Below are 17,989 nucleotides of genomic sequence, written 5' to 3' on the forward strand. Positions count from 1 at the left end.
GTGACCGCCCGCCACAAGGACCCCGACCCGCATGCTACGCTTTCTGCGCACGCTAACGCCCTACCTGCTGCCGACCACCATCGGCGTGCTGCTGGCCGTGGTGCTGCTCAACGCCTTTCCCCAACTAACGGGCCGACAGGCAGCCCCCACGCCGCCCCAGCCCTCATGGGAGGGGCCTGGCGCCCAGGCGCCGCTGAGCGTCTTGCCAGACGTCGAGACGCCTCAGGAAACCGAACCCCGCCCCGCCCCGGAACTGCGCCAGGCCGCCCCGCTTTCACGCGAACAGGGCCAGGTGAGCTACGCGGATGCGGTGGAGCGCGCGGCTCCTGCGGTGGTCAACATCTATTCCTCCCGGGTCGTGGAACGTGAACAGCATCCGCTGATGTCGGACCCCTTCTTCCGACAGTTTTTCGGTGATGACGTACCGGCCAGGCAGCGTATGCTCTCCAGCCTGGGCTCCGGTGTCATTGTTAGCGGGGACGGCTATGTGCTTACCAACCACCACGTCATCGGCGGTGCCGACAAGATTCAGGTAGCCCTGCGCGACGGCCGCGAGACCCTTGCTGAGGTGGTCGGCACCGACCCGGAGAGTGACCTGGCCGTGCTGCGCATCGACCTCGGGTCGCTACCGGTAATCGAACTGGCAGATTCCACCCAAGTTGCCATCGGCGATGTATCGCTGGCCATCGGCAATCCCTTCGGTGTGGGCCAGACCGTCACCATGGGCATCATTAGCGCCACCGGGCGAAGCCATCTGGGGCTCAATGCCTACGAAGACTTTATACAGACCGATGCCGCTATCAACCCGGGCAACTCCGGTGGTGCCCTGGTCAACGCCGAAGGGGCGCTGGTGGGCATCAACACCGCCATTTTCTCGCGCTCAGGCGGCTCCCAGGGCATCGGATTCGCCATTCCCGCCAATCTGGCCGCCAACATCCTCGAGGAGCTGGTCACCCAGGGCCGGGTGATCCGCGGCTGGCTAGGGGTCGAGGCCCAGGAGATGAACCAAGAGCTTGCCGCCTCTTTCGGCCTGCAGGCTCCTCGCGGCGTGGTGATTGCCGGGGTGGTCAACGGCGGGCCCGCCGACCGTGCAGGCCTGCAACCCGGCGACGTGCTGCTGGCCATCGACAGCCGGCCAATTCTCGACGCACGGGTCACCATGGCTGATATCGCCGCCGTGGCACCCGGCGAGTCGCTGCCGCTCACCATTGTGCGCGGTGGCGAGACGCTGCAGGTTACCCTGGAGGTGGGCGAGCGACCAACGCCAGAGCTGCGCCGCACCGAATAGCCAAACCGGTCATCGGTGTCACGGCGCGCTGTCGTTCAGGGCCGAGACACAAAGAGCCCGCCGAATGGCGGGCTCTTTGAATTATTGCGGATATTTTCCCTCGGCGCGGGTTCACTTCTTGATGCGGTACTCGGCGCTGCGCGCATGGGCGGTTAGCGACTCGCCGCGGGCAAGCACCGACGCCACCTTACCAAGCGTCGAGGCCCCCTCGGGGGTGCAGTGGATGATCGAAGAGCGCTTCTGGAAGTCATAGACGCCCAGCGGCGAGGAGAAGCGCGCCGTGCCCGAGGTGGGCAGCACATGATTGGGGCCGGCACAGTAATCACCCAGCGCCTCGGCGGTGTAGCGGCCCATGAAGATGGCACCGGCGTGGCGGATCTCCGGCAGCCACCCTTCGGGGTTGGCCACCGAAAGCTCCAGGTGCTCGGGAGCAATGCGGTTGATCAGCATCATCGCCTCGTCGCGGTCGCGACAGTGAACCAGCGCGCCGCGGCGCGCCAGCGACTCTCGGGCGATCTCCTCGCGGGAAAGCGTCGGCAGCAGACGATCGATGGCGGCCTCGACGGCCGCCAGATGCTCGGCGTCCCAACTCACCAAGATGGCCTGGGCGTCCTCATCATGCTCGGCCTGGGAGAAAAGGTCCATCGCCAGCCAGTCGGGGTCGGTGCCACCGTCCGAGACCACCAGGATCTCAGAAGGACCCGCAATCATGTCGATACCCACCTGGCCGAAAACCGCGCGCTTGGCGGTAGCCACGTAGATGTTGCCGGGCCCGACGACCTTGTCCACGCGAGGCACCGTCTCGGTGCCGTAAGCCAGCGCCGCTACCGCTTGGGCGCCACCCAGCGTAAACACACGATCGACGCCAGCCAGGTGAGCCGCGGCAAGCACCAGTTCGTTGAGCAAGCCATCCGGCGTCGGCACCACCATGATGATCTCGCGCACTCCGGCCACGTGCGCGGGGATGGCGTTCATCAACACCGAGGATGGATAGGCGGCCTTGCCACCGGGCACGTAAATGCCGGCGCGGTCCAACGGCATCACCTGCTGACCCAGCACGGTGCCGTCCGCCTCGGTATACTGCCAGGACTCGGGCTTTTGGCGCTCATGATAGAGGCGAATGCGTTCTGCCGCCTGAGCCAAGGCCTCGCGCTGCTCTGCGGGAAGACCATCGTGGGCCTGGCGCAGGCGTTCAGGGGAGAGAGTCAGCTCGGCCATGCTGGTGACCGAAAGCCGGTCCAGGCGGTTGCTGATCTCCACCAGGGCGTCATCGCCGCGGCTCTTCACCGCCGCAATAATTTCCTCCACGCGGTGCAGCACCGCTGCGTCGGAGACCCCCTCCCAGGCCAGCAGGGTCGACAGGCGGTCTTCGAAGTCCGCATCGGCGGTGGAGAGCCGGGCGATGGCGGAGGAGGCAATTGTCTCGGTCATATCAGCTTCCGTCACGAATCAGATTAATTTTTCATTGCTCGACGTCGGACCTCATCGGACCCGGGCGGTGCAACAATGGCGTCGTGATGCCCGGGCTACAAGGCGCACTGGCAAACCTCAGGCGGTGACTTTCTCAAACGACAACTTGTCGGCGGGCCGCCACGGCCTGGCCGAGGCGCTCGATCAGGGGCTTGATACGTGAATGCTTCATGGTCATCGAAGCCTTGTTGACCACCAGGCGAGTGGAGATCGGCGCAATCAACTCGCGGGGCTCCATGCCGTTGGCACGCAGGGTGTTGCCGGTATCAACGATATCGACGATCTCGTCGGCCAGGTTCATCAGCGGCGCAAGCTCCATGGCCCCATAGAGCTTGATCATCTCGGCCTGAATGCCCTGCTCGGCATACCAGCGCCTCGCCACGTTGACGAACTTGGTGGCCACCCGTCGACGTGCCCGGGCAGGCTCGGCGCCGGTGATCCCGGCGGTCATCAACTTGCAGCGGGCGATTTCCAAATCCAGCGGTTCATAGAGCCCCTCGGCCCCATGTTCGAGCAACACGTCCTTGCCGGCCACGCCGAGATCGGCGGCGCCTAGCTGCACGTAGGTGGGCACGTCGGTGGCGCGTATCACCACCAGCTTGACGTCGGACAGATTGGTATCGAACAGCAGCTTGCGGCTCCTGCCCAAGTCCTCCAGTGGCTCGATACCGGCGTCGGCCAGCAGCGGCAGGGTCTCTTCCAGAATACGGCCCTTGGAGAGGGCCAGGATCAGTTGTTTGCTCATGCTCTCGCCTTGGTCATCTCGCATTGGTCAAGATAGGGACTAACCCGGCACGCGACGGATCTGAGCGCCGAGAAGCTGAAGCTTCTCCTCGATGCACTCGTAGCCACGGTCAATATGGTAGATGCGGTCCACCAGGGTCTCGCCATCAGCCATCATCGCCGCGATCACCAGCGACGCCGAGGCGCGCAGGTCGGTGGCCATTACCGGGGCCCCGGAGAGACGCTCGACACCCTCGATCACTGCGGTGTTGCCTTCCAGGGCAATCTTTGCCCCCATGCGGTTGAGTTCCTGAACGTGCATGAAGCGGTTCTCGAAGATGGTCTCCACCACCCGCGAGGTACCCTCGGCCACTGCATTCATGGCCACGAACTGAGCCTGCATATCGGTGGGAAAAGCCGGATAGGGAGCCGTCCGGATATTGACCGGCCTGGGGCGCTTGCCATGCATGTCCAACGCGATCCAGTCGTCACCGCTGGTAATCTCGGCGCCGGCCTCCTCCAGCTTGGCGAGCACCGCTTCGAGGATATCGGCGCGGGTGCGACGAACCTTGACGCGACCTCGGGAGAGCGCGGCGGCCACCAGAAAGGTGCCGGTTTCGATGCGATCCGGCATCACGTCATGGTAGGCGCCGTGCAGTCGCTCAACGCCCTCGATGACGATGGTATCGCTGCCGTGACCGCGGATGTTCGCCCCCATCTTGATCAGACACTCGGCCAGATCGATCACCTCGGGCTCCCTGGCGGCGTTCTCGAGCACCGTGGTGCCGTCGGCCAGGGTCGCTGCCATCAGCAGGTTCTCGGTGCCGGTCACTGTCACGGTATCGAAGAAGATGGTGGCGCCCTTGAGACGGCCGTCGACCCGGGCGCGAATATAGCCGCCTTCAACGCGGATCTCAGCGCCCATGGCCTCCAGCCCGCGCAGGTGCAGGTCGACCGGCCGCGAGCCGATGGCGCAGCCTCCCGGTAGCGAGACGTCAGCGTGGCCGAAGTGGGCGATCAGCGGTCCCAGCACCAGAATGGAGGCACGCATTTTCTTGACCAGCTCGTAGGGAGCGTCGCAGTGCTTCACCTGGGCACCGTCAAGCTGGATGGTCATCTTCTCACCCATCACCGGCTCGAGGCCCAGATGGCCGAGCAGCTCAAGGGTTGTGGTGATGTCCTGCAGGTGTGGCAGGTTACCGATGGTCACCGGCTCCTCGGAGAGCAGGGTGGCACAGAGGATCGGGAGAGCAGCGTTCTTGGCGCCGCTGACCCATACCTCACCGTCCACTGGCCCATTGCCAATGATGATCAACTTGTCCATGGGAGCTCGGTCTCAGGCGTCGACGTTTTCCGGCGCACTGTTCCACTGCGCCGGTGTATAGGTCTTGATGCTTACCGCATGCAGGGCGCCGGAGGCGATCTCCTCGGCAAGCGCGCCGTAGATAAGCTGCTGGCGCTTAACCGGCGAGAGGCCCGAGAAGACCTCGCCCACGGCCACCACCTGAAAGTTGCAGCCCTCGCCCTGGATATGGAACTCGCAACCGTCGATACGCGCATCGAGCAGTGCCTTGACTTCGCTGGGGTGCATGGTGCGGCACTCCTGTGTCTGAAACGGAAAGACCACCGGGCGCGACGCGGCCGATGGCACGAAACGGGGATGTCCCATGGTAATGAAAAGCACGCCGCTTGGCGATCTCGCCGCAGCGGCGGTTGGCTGCTGATCAGGCGAGTGCGTTCTCCACGGGGAGCAGACGCTCCAAGCCGGCGAGATCGGCAAGCCTGCGCAGGGCCGGGGAGAGACGCACCACCTGCAGTTCCAGGCCGGCGGCGCGAGCGGCGCGGGCCCACTCCAGCATCACGCTGAGCGCCGCGCTACTGACGTCGGCCACGCCGGACAGATCAAAGGTCACCGAAGTACCGGCGGGCTGGTCGACAAGCCAGTCGTGACCCGCCTCAGCCAGCGCCGAGGCCTCCTCGAAGCCCACCTGACCCTCGACCTTCAGCGTGCTGTCATCGGCCTCCAGGCACACGCCGCCGTTTTCCAGCAGCCGGGTCATGCGCTGCCGCCCCCCTCCAGCTCTTCGACGGCCAGTTCCGGCGCCCAGCCGTCGATCACCGCGTCATAATCGCGACCCTGCTCGCGCATCGCCTGATCAAACTGGTTGCGGAAGGTCAGGCCCAGATTGATACCGTTGACGATCACATTGACCACCCGCCATTCGCCGCTGGAAAGGCGCAGCGAATAGCTGACCGGATAGACCTGACCGTCAGCGGCGACCACCTCCATGTCGACGTTGGCCTGATCCTCATGACGCTGGGGCTGCTGGTTGTCCAGCACGCGCAATTCACGGTAATCGAAGGTGACCAGGCCCTTGCTGTAGGTGTCGATCAGTGTCTTGCGGAAAGTATCGGCGAAGCGCGAGCGCTGCTGGGGCGTGGCGTTCTGGAAGTAGCGACCCATCACACTGGCACCGATATAGCGAAAGTCGGCAATGTCATCGAGGCTATCGTCGACCAGCCCCTTGAGCTCGTCCATGTTGTCGGCGAAGTAGTCGCGACGCCCCTCGATCTCGGCGGTCAGTGTCTCGACGCTAAGACGAATCACCTGCTCGGGGGTGCGATCGGACGTCGCCGCGGCCGGCAGCGCAAACAGGACCAGGACGAGACCGGCCAGCAGCGAACGGAAGGTAAAGGAAACGCGTTTCATGCAGTCACTCTCCTAGAAGCAAACCAGACTGATGCCTGGAGCATCAATCACTGACAATGTTGGACACGAACTGCTGAATGAGTTCTTCCAGCACGATGGCTGACTGAGTGTCACGCAAGGTGTCACCGTTGGCCAACGTCTCCGGATCTCCACCCACCGAGAGCCCGATATACTGTTCGCCGAGCAGGCCAGCGGTGAGAATCGCCGCAGTGGTGTCCTTCGAGAGTCTCCCCTCCAGGTCACTCTGTAGCTCCATGATCACTCGGGCGTCGTACCACTCGGCATCCAGCTCTATGGATGACACCCGCCCCACGGTGACACCAGCCATGGTGACTCTCGCCCGCGGCTTCAGGCCGCCGATGTTGGCGAAATTCGCCTCCAGCCGAAAGGTATCGCCCGGTGGCTGGAGGGTCATTCCGCTGACCCGAAGGCCCAGGAATACCAGACCGAGAATGCCGGCGAGCATAAACAGCCCTACTCCCAGCTCCGTCATCTTGCTGCGCTTCATCATCTCTCTCCGAACATCAAGGCTTGCCGCCACCTTTCTCCCAAGATCAGGAGAGGCCGCCGAACATCACTGCGGTCAGCACGAAATCAAGGCCGAGCACGGCCAGCGAGGAATATACCACCGTGCGAGTGGTGGCCCGGGAGATCCCCTCCGAGGTGGGTATCAGATCATAGCCCTGGAACACCGCAATCCAGGTCACTACTACCGCGAAAACCAGGCTCTTGATCATGCCGTTACCGATATCACCGACGAACTCGACGCTGGATTGCATATTGCCCCAGTAGGAGCCCTCGAAGACACCGAGCCACTCCACCCCCACCAGGTAGCCACCGTAGATACCCACTACGCTGAAGCCGATGGTCAACAGCGGCAGTGAAACGAACCCCGCCCACAGCCGCGGCGCCACCACCCGACGCAGCGGATCGACGCCAATCATCTCCATGCTGGAGAGCTGTTCGGTGGCCTTCATCAGGCCGATCTCGGCGGTCAGCGCCGAGCCAGCACGACCGGCGAACAAAAGCGCTGCTACCACCGGTGCCAGCTCGCGAAGCAACGACAGCGCCACCATCTGCCCCAACGCCTGCTCGGCGCCGAAGTCGACCAGAAGGGTATAGCCCTGCAACGCCAACACCATGCCGATAAACAGCCCTGAGACCAACACGATAGCAAGCGACAACACGCCTACGAAGTGCATCTGGCGCACCCACAGAAGCAGTCCTTCTCGGGATGGCATTCCCACCGCCGACTGGGCCACGAAAATGCCAGCTCTGCCCAGCGCCTCGAGCAGGTCGCAGCCACGACGCCCCAGGCTCATGATGCGTGTGATCATCGCCGCCCCCCTGCATCAAGGACATCGGTAAAGAAATCCGCCGCCGGATAGTGGAAAGGCACTGGGCCGTCAGGCTCGCCATGGACGAACTGGCTGACTCGTGGATCCTGGTCTACATCGAGACCCTTGGGGGTGCCGTGAGCCATCACTTTTCCGTCGGCGATCACATAGACGTAGTCGGCAATGGTCAGGGTCTCCTTGATATCGTGGGAGACCACGATCGAGGTGAGACCCAGCGCCTCGTTGAGCCGCTTGATGAGCTGCACCAGTACGCCCATGGAAATCGGGTCCTGGCCGACAAAGGGCTCGTCGTAAAGGATCAGTTCAGGATCCAGCGCCATCGCCCGGGCCAATGCCACACGACGCGCCATGCCGCCAGAGAGCTCCGCAGGCATCAGCTCGCGGGCGCCGCGAAGTCCCACCGCCTCAAGCTTCATCAGCACCAAATCTCGGATCATTGCCTCGGGCAGGTCGGTGTGTACCCGCAAGGGGAAGGCCACATTCTCAAACACGCTGAGATCCGAAAACAGCGCGCCACTTTGAAACAGCATGCCCATGCGCCGGCGCATGGCGAATAGCGCCCGACGCGGCTGGCGATGTACATCTTCGCCGTCGATCAACGTGCGACCCGAATCGGGGGTTAGCTGTCCACCGATCAACTTCAGCAGCGTGGTCTTGCCACTGCCGCTGGGGCCCATGATGGCGGTGATCTTCCCACGCTGGATAGAGAGATCGACGCCGCGGAAGATCTCCGTGTCACCTCGCGAAAAATACAGATCCTCCACCACCACGAAGGGAGTGTCACTCATCGGCTCTTCGGCTCCGGGGATAATTATCGAACATTGTATCCTAACTACCCCGCACCGCGCCAGCAGCACACCTGCCCTCCTTGCACTCACCAAGGCCAGAGCGTCTAATGCGGCCTTTGCGATTCAATGCCAAGGACACCTCATGCTGGTACCGCTGATCGTCTTGACGCTGGGCCTGGCGGTTCTGGTCTGGAGCGCAGATCGCTTTGTGGGCGCGGCGGCGGCCACGGCAAGCCAGGCCGGCATGAGCCGCCTTCTGGTTGGCATGACGGTGGTGGCACTAGGCACGTCGGCCCCGGAGATGGTGGTCTCGACGATGGCATCCCTGGACGGCATCCCCGACCTCGCCACCGGCAATGCCCTCGGCTCCAACATCGCCAATATCGGCCTGGTGCTGGGTATAACCGCCCTGATCGTGCCAATCCCGGTGCGTTTCTCCATCGTGCGCCGCGAATTACCATTGCTGCTGGGCGCCACGGGCCTGGCCGGCTATGCCCTGGCCAATGGCAACCTCGGACGCTTCGACGCCCTTTTCCTGGTCCTGCTGCTGATCTTCAGTCTCTGGTGGCTGTTCCGAGCCGACGCGCCAGACGCCCCCGACGCCCGGGATACCGATGCCGGTGAGATTCCCGACATGCCTTTGCCCCGGGCGCTCGCGTGGCTGGCGGGGACGCTGGTGTTACTTGCCGTCGGTTCCCGGGCCGTGGTGTGGGGCGCCGGCGAAATAGCCCGCGGCTTGGGCGTCAGCGAACTGGTCATCGGCCTGACCGTGGTCGCCATCGGAACCAGCCTGCCGGAGCTGGCCGCCTGCGTGGCTAGCGCGCTCAAGCGCCACCACGACATCGCCATCGGCAACGTGATCGGCTCCAACCTCTTCAACCTTCTCGTCGTGCTACCCATTCCCGGCCTGCTGGCTCCCGGGCCCAGCGATCCCGCGGCTGCGGGACGCGACTATCCAGTGATGCTGGCGCTGACCCTGGCTCTCGGCATGCTGCTGCTGTGGCAGCGCCGTGGGCGAATCGGAAGACTCCCCGGCGCCCTGCTGGCAACCAGCTATCTGGGGTATCTGAGCTGGATCGGCCTGGCCAGCCTCGGCGCCGCCACTTGAGTGAACCCGCGCAACAGGCAACAATCATTGTCATGACCCAACAGACTCCCAAGCACATAGACCCTTCCTCGCTGCGCGACAGCGCCAGACGCACCCTGCGGCTCGAGCAGCAGGCCATCGGTGCATTGATAGAGCGCCTCGACGCCGACTTCGATCGCGCCTGCGAGTTGATACTTGCCTGCCACGGCCGCGTGATCGTCACCGGCATGGGCAAGTCTGGCCACATCGCCGGCAAGATCGCCGCCACACTGGCCAGCACCGGCACACCGTCTTTCTTTGTGCACCCTGGTGAGGCCAGCCATGGCGACCTGGGGATGATCACCCCCGGCGACGTGGTGCTGGCTCTCTCCAACTCCGGTGAGACCGGCGAAGTGACCGCCCTGCTGCCGCTGCTCAAGCGCATGGGCGTGCCGCTGATCAGCATGACCGGGCGCCCCGCCTCCACGCTCGGGCGCCATGCCGAGGCTCACCTCGACGCCAGAGTGGAACGCGAAGCGTGCCCGCTCGACCTGGCACCCACCGCCTCTACCACCGCCGCCCTGGCGCTGGGAGATGCCCTGGCGGTGGCGCTGCTGGAGTCCCGCGGCTTTACCGCCGAGGAGTTCGCCCTCTCCCATCCTGGTGGCAGCCTCGGCAAACGGCTGCTGCTGCGGGTGGGCGACCTGATGCACGAGGGGGCACGGCTGCCAACCGTACCGCTGGGCAGCCCGCTGCGCGACGCCCTGCTAGAGATCACTCGCCAGGGGCTCGGCTTCACCTGCGTGGTGGACGAACAGGGCCTGCTGGCCGGGGTCTACACGGACGGTGACCTTCGCCGCACCCTGGACCAGCACAATGATCTGTCTGGCCTGACCGTCGATGAGGTGATGACCCGCCCCGGCAAACGGGTGGCATCGGGAATGCTGGCCGCCGAGGCCGTCAAGCTGATGGAAGACCACCGCATTTCTGCCCTGGCAGTCGTCGACGAGACGGGCCACCCGGTGGGCGCCCTGCATATGCACGACCTGCTCGCCAGCGGTGTCATCTGATTCCCATTCACCGACCCGGAGCTTTTATGCCCCACAACCTCCCGCTGCAAGACCCCCGCCTGGTGGACCGCCTGCGCCGCATCCGTCTGCTGGCACTGGACGTCGACGGCGTGCTCACCGACGGCCAGCTTTACTTCCAGGCCGACGGCACCGAGATCAAGGCGTTCAACGTCCAGGACGGCCATGGCCTCAAGCTGCTCAAGCGCGCCGGCATCGTGGTGGCCCTGATCACCGGCCGCGACTCGCCCATGGTGAGTCACCGCGCCGCGGCGCTGGGGATCCAGCACGTTTTCCAGGGGGTGGAAAAGAAGCTGCCTGTGCTGCGCGACCTCTGCACGCGACTCGATCTGGAGTTTGATCAGGTGGCCTTTTGCGGCGACGACATGCCAGACGTGGGCGCCATCCGCCGCGCCGGCGTGGGCATCAGCGTTCCCAATGCCCCCGAATACATCCGCAAGCACGCCGACTGGGTGACCGTAAAGGGTGGCGGCCAGGGAGCGGCCCGCGAGATCTGCGACACCCTTCTCAAGGCCCAGGGCCACTGGGACGCGGTACTCGACACCTACCTGCACGGGGCCGGTTGAGCACATGGCCCTGCCTCAGCCGTCGTTTCGGGTCTGGCTTTTCCTGGTGCTGCTGGCGCTGGGCGGCGTGATGGCACTCCTCGACACGAGCAGCGTCCGTGAGCCCGGGGCGGTGCCTCGTGACGCGGCCGGCGAACCCGACTTCTACCTGGAGGGTGCGCGACTGACACGCTTCGACGACGAAGGAAGCGCTCATCAGCGGGTCGAGACTCCACGACTGGTGCACACGCCCCATGATGACGTCACTCGCCTCGAGACCCCTGACGCCCGACTCGTCGACAACGCAGGCAGGGTGTGGCTCGCCGAGGCCGACCGCGGTGTGCTGGGCCCGGGCGGCAATCCGCTGACGCTCTCAGGCAGCGCTCGGCTTCACGCCCCCGAGGATCGCTGGCAACTCGACACCGAGGTGCTTCACTATGATGCCAACAGCGGCCACGCCTGGAGTGACACGCCTGCCCTGCTGCGCCAGCCCCCCCAGCGCATGAGTGGGGAGCGCTTCGACGCCTGGCTCCATGACAATCGCGCCCGGCTAACCGACAATGTCCGCGGTCACCATCCGCCCGAGACACGAGAGGACCCCCAGCCATGATGCAAATCTCCGCCCTGCTGCTCTGCCTGCTGCTGTCGCTGACTGCCGGACCGGCTCTCGGCCAGGGTAGCGACGCCGAGGCCCCCATCGAGGTAGAGGCCAATCAGCTAAACCTGGACGACCGCGCCGGTACCGCCGTCTACATCGGCGCCGTGGACATCCGCCAGGGCAGCATGCGCCTGACCGGTGATCGGGTGGAGATCGAGCGAAACGCCCAGGGTCAGCTCTCCCGGGCCATCGCCACCGGCGAACGCGCCTATCTGGAGCAGCAGCCCGACCCAAGCGAACCCCTGGTCCGTGGGTGGGGACGCACCATCATCTACCACGTGGCTGAACGACGCATGGAACTGATCGACCGCGCCGAGCTGCATCAAGGCGGCGACACCTTCGACGGCGGCTACCTCGAGTACTTCCTCGATCGACGGGTGGTGCATGCGCGCAGCGAGGGCGAAGGCGTCGAGGGACGCCAGCGCATTCGCATGACCCTCCAGCCCGAGCAGTAAGGCGGCCCATGAAAACCCTCTATGCCCGCCATCTTGCCAAGAGCTACAAGCGCCGCCGCGTGGTCAAGGACATCAATCTGGCCATCCGCCAAGGCAGCATCGTCGGCTTGCTCGGCCCCAACGGCGCCGGCAAGACCACTTCCTTCTACATGATCGTAGGGCTGGTGCGCGCTGACGCCGGTGAAGTCGCCATCGACGACCTGGATCTGACGCGGGCGGCCATGCACGAACGCGCCCGAGCCGGCATCGGCTATCTGCCCCAGGAAGCGTCGATCTTTCGCAAACTCTCCGTGGCCGACAACATCATGGCGATCCTCGAGACCCGCAAGGACCTCGATCGCGAGGGGCGCCGGGCACGCCTCGAGCAGCTGCTTGAAGAGTTCCATGTGACCCATATTCGCGGCAATCTCGGAATGAGCCTATCCGGCGGAGAGAGACGGCGGGTCGAAATTGCCAGAGCCCTGGCGACGGAACCAGCGTTTATCCTGCTCGACGAGCCCTTCGCCGGCGTCGACCCCATCTCGGTGGGCGAGATCAAGGGGGTCATCCGACAGCTCAAGGCCCGCGGCATCGGCGTGCTGATCACGGACCACAACGTGCGCGAGACCCTCGACATCTGCGATACCGCCTATATCGTCGGCGATGGCCAGATCATCGCCGAAGGCAACGCCGAGGAGATTCTCGCCAATCAGCGTGTCCGCGAGGTTTACCTGGGCCAGGACTTCCGTCTCTGACCATGCCTTCACCTGGCCATAATCCTTTATCGACACCACTCTCACGACACAATCCCATGATAAGCCAGTCGTTATCCCATGACGGCATGCTGCTTGCGGCTGGCACAGTAGTTGCAAAGCCAACGCTTGCAAGCCCACAGCACCCGGGCTAGGGTGATGCTTTCCGGCCACTTCCCGGCATACGAGGGCAGACCGTCACGATGGCCATGAAAGCCTCCCTGCAGCTACGCGTCGGCACTCAGCTGACCATGACGCCCCAACTCCAGCAGGCCATCGCCCTGCTGCAGCTCTCTACCCTCGATCTTCGCCAGGAGATTCAGCAGGCCCTGGAATCCAACCCTCTGCTCGAATTAGAGGAGGATTTTGGCGAGCAGGCGGTGACCGAGACGCCAGAGGATGACTGGGCCAGCGAGATCCCGGATGAACTCGTCACCGACAGCGAGTGGTCGGACACCTATCAAGATCTGGGCGTTCCCGCCGGCAGCGGCGAGGGCCCAGACTTCGAGCGCGAAGCAGCGGGCCAGAGTCTCCAGGGGCACCTGACCTGGCAGTTGGCGATGACCGACCTGGATCCGAGGGAGCGCCAGGTCGCCGAGAGCCTGATCGATGCCGTAGACGCCGCCGGCTATCTTGCTCAACCCCTGGATGAGATCCGCGACGGCCTCAGAGCCCAGGGGCTAGGGGGCCTGCGCAGCGCAGAGGTCGAGCAGGTGCTGCTGCGATTGCAGCAGTTCGAGCCCACCGGCGTTTTCGCCAGGGACCTGCGCGAGTGCCTGATGCTGCAGCTCGCCGCCCTGCCCGACGACACTCCCCTGCTGCCCCAGTCGCGTCGCCTGGTCCGCCAGTTCCTCGAGGCCCTGGCCGGGGACGATCGTCGTCTGCTCAAGCGACGCCTGGGCCTGGACGACGACGCTCTCGACACGGCCATCGCCGTGGTGCGCTCCCTGGACCCCCGGCCCGGAAGCGCCTATTCCGACGTCGAGAACGACTACGTGATCCCCGATCTGGTGGCGCGCCACGATAACCGCGGCTGGCACGTGGAGCTCAATCCCGAGGCGCTGCCGAAGCTGCGCATCCAGCCCGACTATGCCGCGCTGATCCGCCGTGCGGACAAGAGCCAGGATAACCAGTTTCTCAAGGACCACCTCCAAGAAGCGCGCTGGCTGATGAAGAGTCTCTCAAGCCGCAACGACACTTTGCTGCGGGTGGGACGAGAGATCATGGTCCGCCAGCTCGGTTTTCTCGAGCGCGGCGAGGAGTCGATGAAACCCTTGATTCTCGCCGACATTGCCCAGGTCGTGGAGATGCATGAATCGACCATCTCCCGGGTCACCACCCAGAAATATATCCACACCCCGCGGGGCGTGTTCGAGCTGAAGTACTTCTTTTCCAGCCACGTCGGCGGCAACGGCGAGGGTGATGCCCACTCCAGCACCGCCATCCGCGCCAGGATCCGCAAGCTGATCCTGGAAGAGCCGCCCCGCAAGCCGCTGTCCGACAGCAAACTGGTGACCCTGCTCGACGAGGCCGGCATCCAGGTGGCGAGGAGGACGGTGGCGAAGTACCGGGAGGCCATGGGCATCCCCTCCTCCAGCGATCGCAAACGACTTCGATGACCGACATCAGGCCTGTTAAGACGGCGGCGGCACGAGGGGTATGCAAGGCAGGAAAAAGGGTTACAATCGATTCATAACCAACGACCAAGGAGCGTCTCATGCAAGTCAATATCACCGGCCATCATGTGGAACTGACCGATGCCCTGCGTGGCTATGTGGACGAGAAACTGGCTCGCGTGGAGCGCCACTACGACAACATCACCAACGTGCATGTAACCCTGTCCGTAGAAAAGGAGCGTCAGCACGCCGCCTGCACCCTGCATGCTGCCGGTGCCGACCTGCATGCCGAAGCCCAGGATATTGATATGTATGCTGCCATCGATGCCCTGGCCGACAAGCTTGACCGCCAGCTGGTCAAGCACAAGGAAAAGACTCAGGCCCGCGCTCAAGGCGCCGGCGCTCGCTGAGTCTGCCATGTCACTTGAAACCATCCTGCCCCCGGAGCGCATCCTGTTCAGTGTCCCCGGGGGCAGCAAGAAGCGAGTGCTGGAATTCTTCAGCACCTTTATCGCCCAGAATACGCCCAGCCTCGACAGCCAGGAGGTGTTCAGCCGTCTAATTGGCCGTGAGCGCCTGGGCAGCACCGGCATCGGCAACGGTGTGGCTATTCCCCACGCTCGCAACCCGCACTGCAAGTCTCCCATTGCCGGGTTCCTGAAACTCGCCGAGCCGGTGGATTTCGACGCCATCGACGGTGAGCCGGTCGACCTGGTCTTCGTGCTGCTGGTACCCGAGGAGGCCGAAGATGCTCATCTGGCCCTGCTTGCCCAGGTAGCGGGCGTCATGAACGACGCCGAGACACGTAGCGGGCTGCGCAAGAGTGAAAGCCAGCGCGAGCTACACGAACGGCTTATCGAGGCGATCCGACGACAGGGGTAAATGCCCCGCGGGCCACCCGGCCAGATTGACGACCAGGAGACCCCCATGCAGCTCGTGATCATCAGCGGTCGTTCCGGCTCAGGCAAGTCGATCGCGCTGCAGGCCCTTGAAGACCTGGGCTACTATGCCATTGACAACCTGCCGGCCGTATTGCTCGGCTCCCTGGTCGACGAGCTCAAGGGACCGGAATCGCCACGCTCTTCCATCGCCGTCAGCATCGATGCGCGCAATCTTCCCCAGGCACTTCAGCGCTTCCCCAGCCTGCTTGAGGAAGTGCGTGCCCGAGGTATTGACTGCCAGGTGATCTATCTGACCACCGATGCCCGTATCCTGCTGGAGCGCTACTCGGAAACGCGCCGCCGCCATCCGCTGACTCGAGACAGCGAAATGACACTGGCCGAAGCCATCGACTCGGAAGAGCTGGCACTCTCCGGAATCCGCGACCTGGCAGACCTTGTCATCGATACGTCTCGACTCTCGGTCCATGAGTTGCGTGGTCGTATCGCCGACCAGGTGGCCAGCCATCAGCCCGACCAGCTCACTCTGACCATCGAGTCTTTCGGCTTCAAACGCGGCGTACCACCGGATGCCGACCTGGTGTTCGACGCCCGCTGTTTACCCAATCCCTACTGGGATCCGCAGCTGCGTGCCAGCACCGGTCGTGACCCGGAAGTCGTCGCCTTTCTGGAGAGCTATGCGCTGGTCGATGAGATGCGCCACGATATTCAAGCCTGGGTAGAGCGATGGCTGCCCGCCTATCTGGCCAGCCACCGCAGCTACCTGACGGTGGCCATCGGCTGTACGGGGGGGCAGCATCGCTCGGTCTACCTGGCGGAGCGCCTGGCCGCCAGCCTGGCCATCTCTCACCCCTTGGTCCGGCTGCGCCACCGCGAACTGGGTATCAACCACTCTTTACCCGTGTCCTCGCCGCCGGAACGGACGGCAATCGTCACACCTCATCAAGGACGTTGAGCGTGCCGCAACGCAAGCTGACCCTGACCAACCGGCGTGGCCTGCACGCCCGCGCCGCCACCAAACTGGTGCAGTGCTGCCAGCCCTTCGATGCTTGCATCAGCGTGGAGAACGGCTCCCTTCAGGGCGACGCTGCCAACATCATGTCGCTGCTGATGCTGGCCGCTCCCTGCGGCACCGAACTCACCGTCAGTGCCGAGGGCGAGGATGCTGACGCGGCGCTTGATGCCGTTCAGGCGCTCTTCGAGGCTCGCTTCCACGAGGATGAGTGAGGTCGAGCGTCAGCTTCCGGCGACGGTCATCTCATCGATCAGCCAGCTGCCGGTATGAATGCTGCCGCGGGTATCAATATCGCTGCCCACGCCGACTAAGCCCTTGAACATCGCCTCCATGTTCCCGGCAATGGTGAACTCCTCCACCGGATGCTGGATCTTGCCGTCCTCCACCCAGAAGCCCGCCGCTCCGCGAGAATAGTCTCCGGTCACGGCATTGACCCCCTGCCCCATCAGTTCGGTGACCATCACCCCTCGCCCCATGCGGGCAAGCAGCTCGTCGCGGGATTCCAACGGGGCAGTGAGACGCAGATTGCGCGCACCACCCGCGTTGGCGGTCGTCTTCATGCCCAGTCGCCGGGCACTGTAGGCTGAGAGCATATAGCTGGCCAGGCGGCCGTTTTCGATGAAGACGTTGTCGCGGGTCTGAACACCGTCACCGTCGAAGGGCGAACTGGCCATGGCCCCGATCTCCATGGGTCGCTCCTGGAGACTGAACCACTCTGGAAAAAGCCCATCGCCAAGCCGATCGCAGAGGAAAGAGGCCTCGCGATAAAGGGCACTGCCGGCGATGGCGCCCATCAGCGAGCCAATCAGCCCCCCCGCCAGGGCCGGATCGAACAGCACCGGCAATCGCCCCGTGGCTGGACGACTCGCGCCCAGACGCCGCAGGGTGCGTTCGGCGGCGCTCTCGCCCACCCATTCCGGCGCCAGCAGATCACGAGGGTGGCGCGCACTGGTGTAGTCGTAGTCGCGCTGCATGCCATTTTCGTCTTCGGCGATCAGCATGCAGGAGAGCGAATGGCGGCTGCCACGCTGGCTGCCCAGGAAATCATGGCTGTTGGCGTAGACACGCACGCCCTCACCGCTGGATAGCGAGGCGCCGTCGGAACTCATGATGCCCGGGCGGCGACGACCGGCAGCTTCGCAGGCCAGCGCCATCTCGATGGCCTGCTCGGTGGTCAGAGCCCAGGGGTGGTGGACGTCGAGGTCCGGCAGCTCACGGGCCATCAGCTCGGCGTCGGCCAGGCCTGATGCGGGGTCCTCACCGGTGTGGCGAGCGATCGCGATGGCTTTTTCTACCACCGCGCGGATCGACGCTTCACCGGCGTCGGTGGAGGAAGCGCTGCCCTTGCGCTTGCCCACATAGACCGTCACGGCGATACCCTGGTCCCGAGAGAGCTCCACCGTCTCCACTTCGCCCTCCCTCACGCTCACGCCGGTGCCCTGGTCCACGCTGGCGCCTACCTCGCAAGCGTCGGCGCCGAGCCGACGGGCCAGTTCCAAGGCCATCTGGGCGCGGGACTCCAGCTGGGTCTGCTGGGCGACGGCATCGAATGCCTGTGTCATGGATCTCTCCTCGTGAT

General features: G+C 64.4%; 22 protein-coding genes. 12 read left to right on the forward strand and 10 right to left on the reverse strand.

Annotated features, from left to right (window positions below):
* The first annotated feature begins 31 nt into the window (after positions 1 to 31).
* Positions 32 to 1,288, forward strand: a complete 1,257-nt coding sequence (locus ACFODV_RS01930; RefSeq protein WP_379753793.1) for a Do family serine endopeptidase — start codon at positions 32 to 34, stop codon at positions 1,286 to 1,288.
* Positions 1,289 to 1,399: 111 nt separating this feature from the next.
* Here the strand turns inward: ACFODV_RS01930 and hisD are convergent, their stop codons facing one another.
* The 9 genes from hisD to ACFODV_RS01975 all read right to left on the reverse strand — a co-directional run bounded on the left by hisD (position 1,400) and on the right by ACFODV_RS01975 (position 8,337).
* Entirely contained in the window at positions 1,400 to 2,719 is a 1,320-nt protein-coding gene (gene hisD, locus ACFODV_RS01935; protein WP_379753796.1) for a histidinol dehydrogenase, read from the reverse strand.
* 133 nt (positions 2,720 to 2,852) lie between these two features.
* Positions 2,853 to 3,503, reverse strand: a complete 651-nt coding sequence (hisG, locus tag ACFODV_RS01940; protein ID WP_379753799.1) for an ATP phosphoribosyltransferase — start codon at positions 3,501 to 3,503, stop codon at positions 2,853 to 2,855.
* Between the two features lie 39 nt (positions 3,504 to 3,542).
* The gene (gene murA, locus ACFODV_RS01945) at positions 3,543 to 4,805 is read right to left on the reverse strand and encodes a UDP-N-acetylglucosamine 1-carboxyvinyltransferase (protein ID WP_379753803.1); all 1,263 of its coding nucleotides are present in this window, start codon (positions 4,803 to 4,805) and stop codon (positions 3,543 to 3,545) included.
* Between the two features lie 12 nt (positions 4,806 to 4,817).
* Positions 4,818 to 5,072, reverse strand: a complete 255-nt coding sequence (locus ACFODV_RS01950; protein ID WP_379753806.1) for a BolA family protein — start codon at positions 5,070 to 5,072, stop codon at positions 4,818 to 4,820.
* A 133-nt stretch (positions 5,073 to 5,205) separates the two neighbouring features.
* Complete coding sequence (locus tag ACFODV_RS01955) at positions 5,206 to 5,541, reverse strand: STAS domain-containing protein (RefSeq protein ID WP_379753808.1); 336 nt, start codon at positions 5,539 to 5,541, stop codon at positions 5,206 to 5,208.
* Entirely contained in the window at positions 5,538 to 6,191 is a 654-nt protein-coding gene (locus ACFODV_RS01960; protein ID WP_379753810.1) for an MlaC/ttg2D family ABC transporter substrate-binding protein, read from the reverse strand. Before ACFODV_RS01960 ends, ACFODV_RS01955 begins: the two co-directional genes overlap by 4 nt.
* A 43-nt stretch (positions 6,192 to 6,234) precedes the next feature.
* Entirely contained in the window at positions 6,235 to 6,699 is a 465-nt protein-coding gene (gene mlaD, locus ACFODV_RS01965; RefSeq protein ID WP_379753813.1) for an outer membrane lipid asymmetry maintenance protein MlaD, read from the reverse strand.
* Between the two features lie 46 nt (positions 6,700 to 6,745).
* Complete coding sequence (gene mlaE / locus ACFODV_RS01970; protein WP_379753816.1) at positions 6,746 to 7,528, reverse strand: lipid asymmetry maintenance ABC transporter permease subunit MlaE; 783 nt, start codon at positions 7,526 to 7,528, stop codon at positions 6,746 to 6,748.
* Positions 7,525 to 8,337, reverse strand: coding sequence for an ABC transporter ATP-binding protein (locus tag ACFODV_RS01975; protein WP_379753819.1), 813 nt, complete (start codon positions 8,335 to 8,337; stop codon positions 7,525 to 7,527). The genes mlaE and ACFODV_RS01975 overlap by 4 nt, the downstream gene beginning before the upstream one ends.
* 142 nt (positions 8,338 to 8,479) lie before the next feature.
* Between ACFODV_RS01975 and ACFODV_RS01980 the strand changes: the two genes are divergently transcribed.
* From ACFODV_RS01980 to ACFODV_RS02030, 11 genes are all read left to right on the forward strand, one after another.
* Entirely contained in the window at positions 8,480 to 9,445 is a 966-nt protein-coding gene (locus ACFODV_RS01980; RefSeq protein WP_379753822.1) for a calcium/sodium antiporter, read from the forward strand.
* Positions 9,446 to 9,477: 32 nt separating this feature from the next.
* Positions 9,478 to 10,473, forward strand: a complete 996-nt coding sequence (locus tag ACFODV_RS01985; protein WP_379753825.1) for a KpsF/GutQ family sugar-phosphate isomerase — start codon at positions 9,478 to 9,480, stop codon at positions 10,471 to 10,473.
* Positions 10,474 to 10,499: 26 nt separating this feature from the next.
* On the forward strand, positions 10,500 to 11,057 hold the full coding sequence (locus ACFODV_RS01990) for a KdsC family phosphatase (protein WP_379753828.1): 558 nt from the start codon (positions 10,500 to 10,502) through the stop codon (positions 11,055 to 11,057).
* Between the two features lie 4 nt (positions 11,058 to 11,061).
* A complete protein-coding gene (gene lptC / locus ACFODV_RS01995; protein WP_379753831.1) occupies positions 11,062 to 11,646 on the forward strand; it encodes an LPS export ABC transporter periplasmic protein LptC in 585 nt (194 codons plus the stop codon).
* Positions 11,643 to 12,149 carry a lipopolysaccharide transport periplasmic protein LptA gene (gene lptA / locus ACFODV_RS02000; RefSeq protein WP_379753834.1) on the forward strand — a complete coding sequence of 169 codons (507 nt, stop codon included), beginning with the start codon at positions 11,643 to 11,645 and terminating at the stop codon, positions 12,147 to 12,149. The genes lptC and lptA overlap by 4 nt, the downstream gene beginning before the upstream one ends.
* An 8-nt stretch (positions 12,150 to 12,157) precedes the next feature.
* On the forward strand, positions 12,158 to 12,883 hold the full coding sequence (lptB, locus tag ACFODV_RS02005) for an LPS export ABC transporter ATP-binding protein (RefSeq protein WP_379753837.1): 726 nt from the start codon (positions 12,158 to 12,160) through the stop codon (positions 12,881 to 12,883).
* Positions 12,884 to 13,083: 200 nt separating this feature from the next.
* A complete protein-coding gene (locus tag ACFODV_RS02010) occupies positions 13,084 to 14,499 on the forward strand; it encodes an RNA polymerase factor sigma-54 (RefSeq protein ID WP_379753840.1) in 1,416 nt (471 codons plus the stop codon).
* A gap of 98 nt (positions 14,500 to 14,597) precedes the next feature.
* Positions 14,598 to 14,906: a ribosome hibernation-promoting factor, HPF/YfiA family gene (hpf, locus tag ACFODV_RS02015; protein ID WP_379753843.1), complete on the forward strand. Its 309-nt coding sequence runs from the start codon at positions 14,598 to 14,600 to the stop codon at positions 14,904 to 14,906.
* A gap of 7 nt (positions 14,907 to 14,913) precedes the next feature.
* Positions 14,914 to 15,378 carry a PTS IIA-like nitrogen regulatory protein PtsN gene (gene ptsN / locus ACFODV_RS02020; protein ID WP_379753846.1) on the forward strand — a complete coding sequence of 155 codons (465 nt, stop codon included), beginning with the start codon at positions 14,914 to 14,916 and terminating at the stop codon, positions 15,376 to 15,378.
* A gap of 45 nt (positions 15,379 to 15,423) precedes the next feature.
* Positions 15,424 to 16,350 (forward strand): RNase adapter RapZ, encoded by a 927-nt coding sequence (gene rapZ, locus ACFODV_RS02025; RefSeq protein WP_379753849.1) that lies wholly within the window; start codon positions 15,424 to 15,426, stop codon positions 16,348 to 16,350.
* 2 nt (positions 16,351 to 16,352) lie between these two features.
* Entirely contained in the window at positions 16,353 to 16,622 is a 270-nt protein-coding gene (locus ACFODV_RS02030) for an HPr family phosphocarrier protein (RefSeq protein ID WP_379753852.1), read from the forward strand.
* Positions 16,623 to 16,631: 9 nt separating this feature from the next.
* Here the strand turns inward: ACFODV_RS02030 and pmbA are convergent, their stop codons facing one another.
* Positions 16,632 to 17,972, reverse strand: a complete 1,341-nt coding sequence (gene pmbA / locus ACFODV_RS02035; protein ID WP_379753855.1) for a metalloprotease PmbA — start codon at positions 17,970 to 17,972, stop codon at positions 16,632 to 16,634.
* Positions 17,973 to 17,989 lie beyond the last annotated feature (17 nt).

This window comes from Halomonas tibetensis (genome assembly GCF_042643535.1).
Lineage (GTDB): Bacteria > Pseudomonadota > Gammaproteobacteria > Pseudomonadales > Halomonadaceae > Halomonas > Halomonas tibetensis.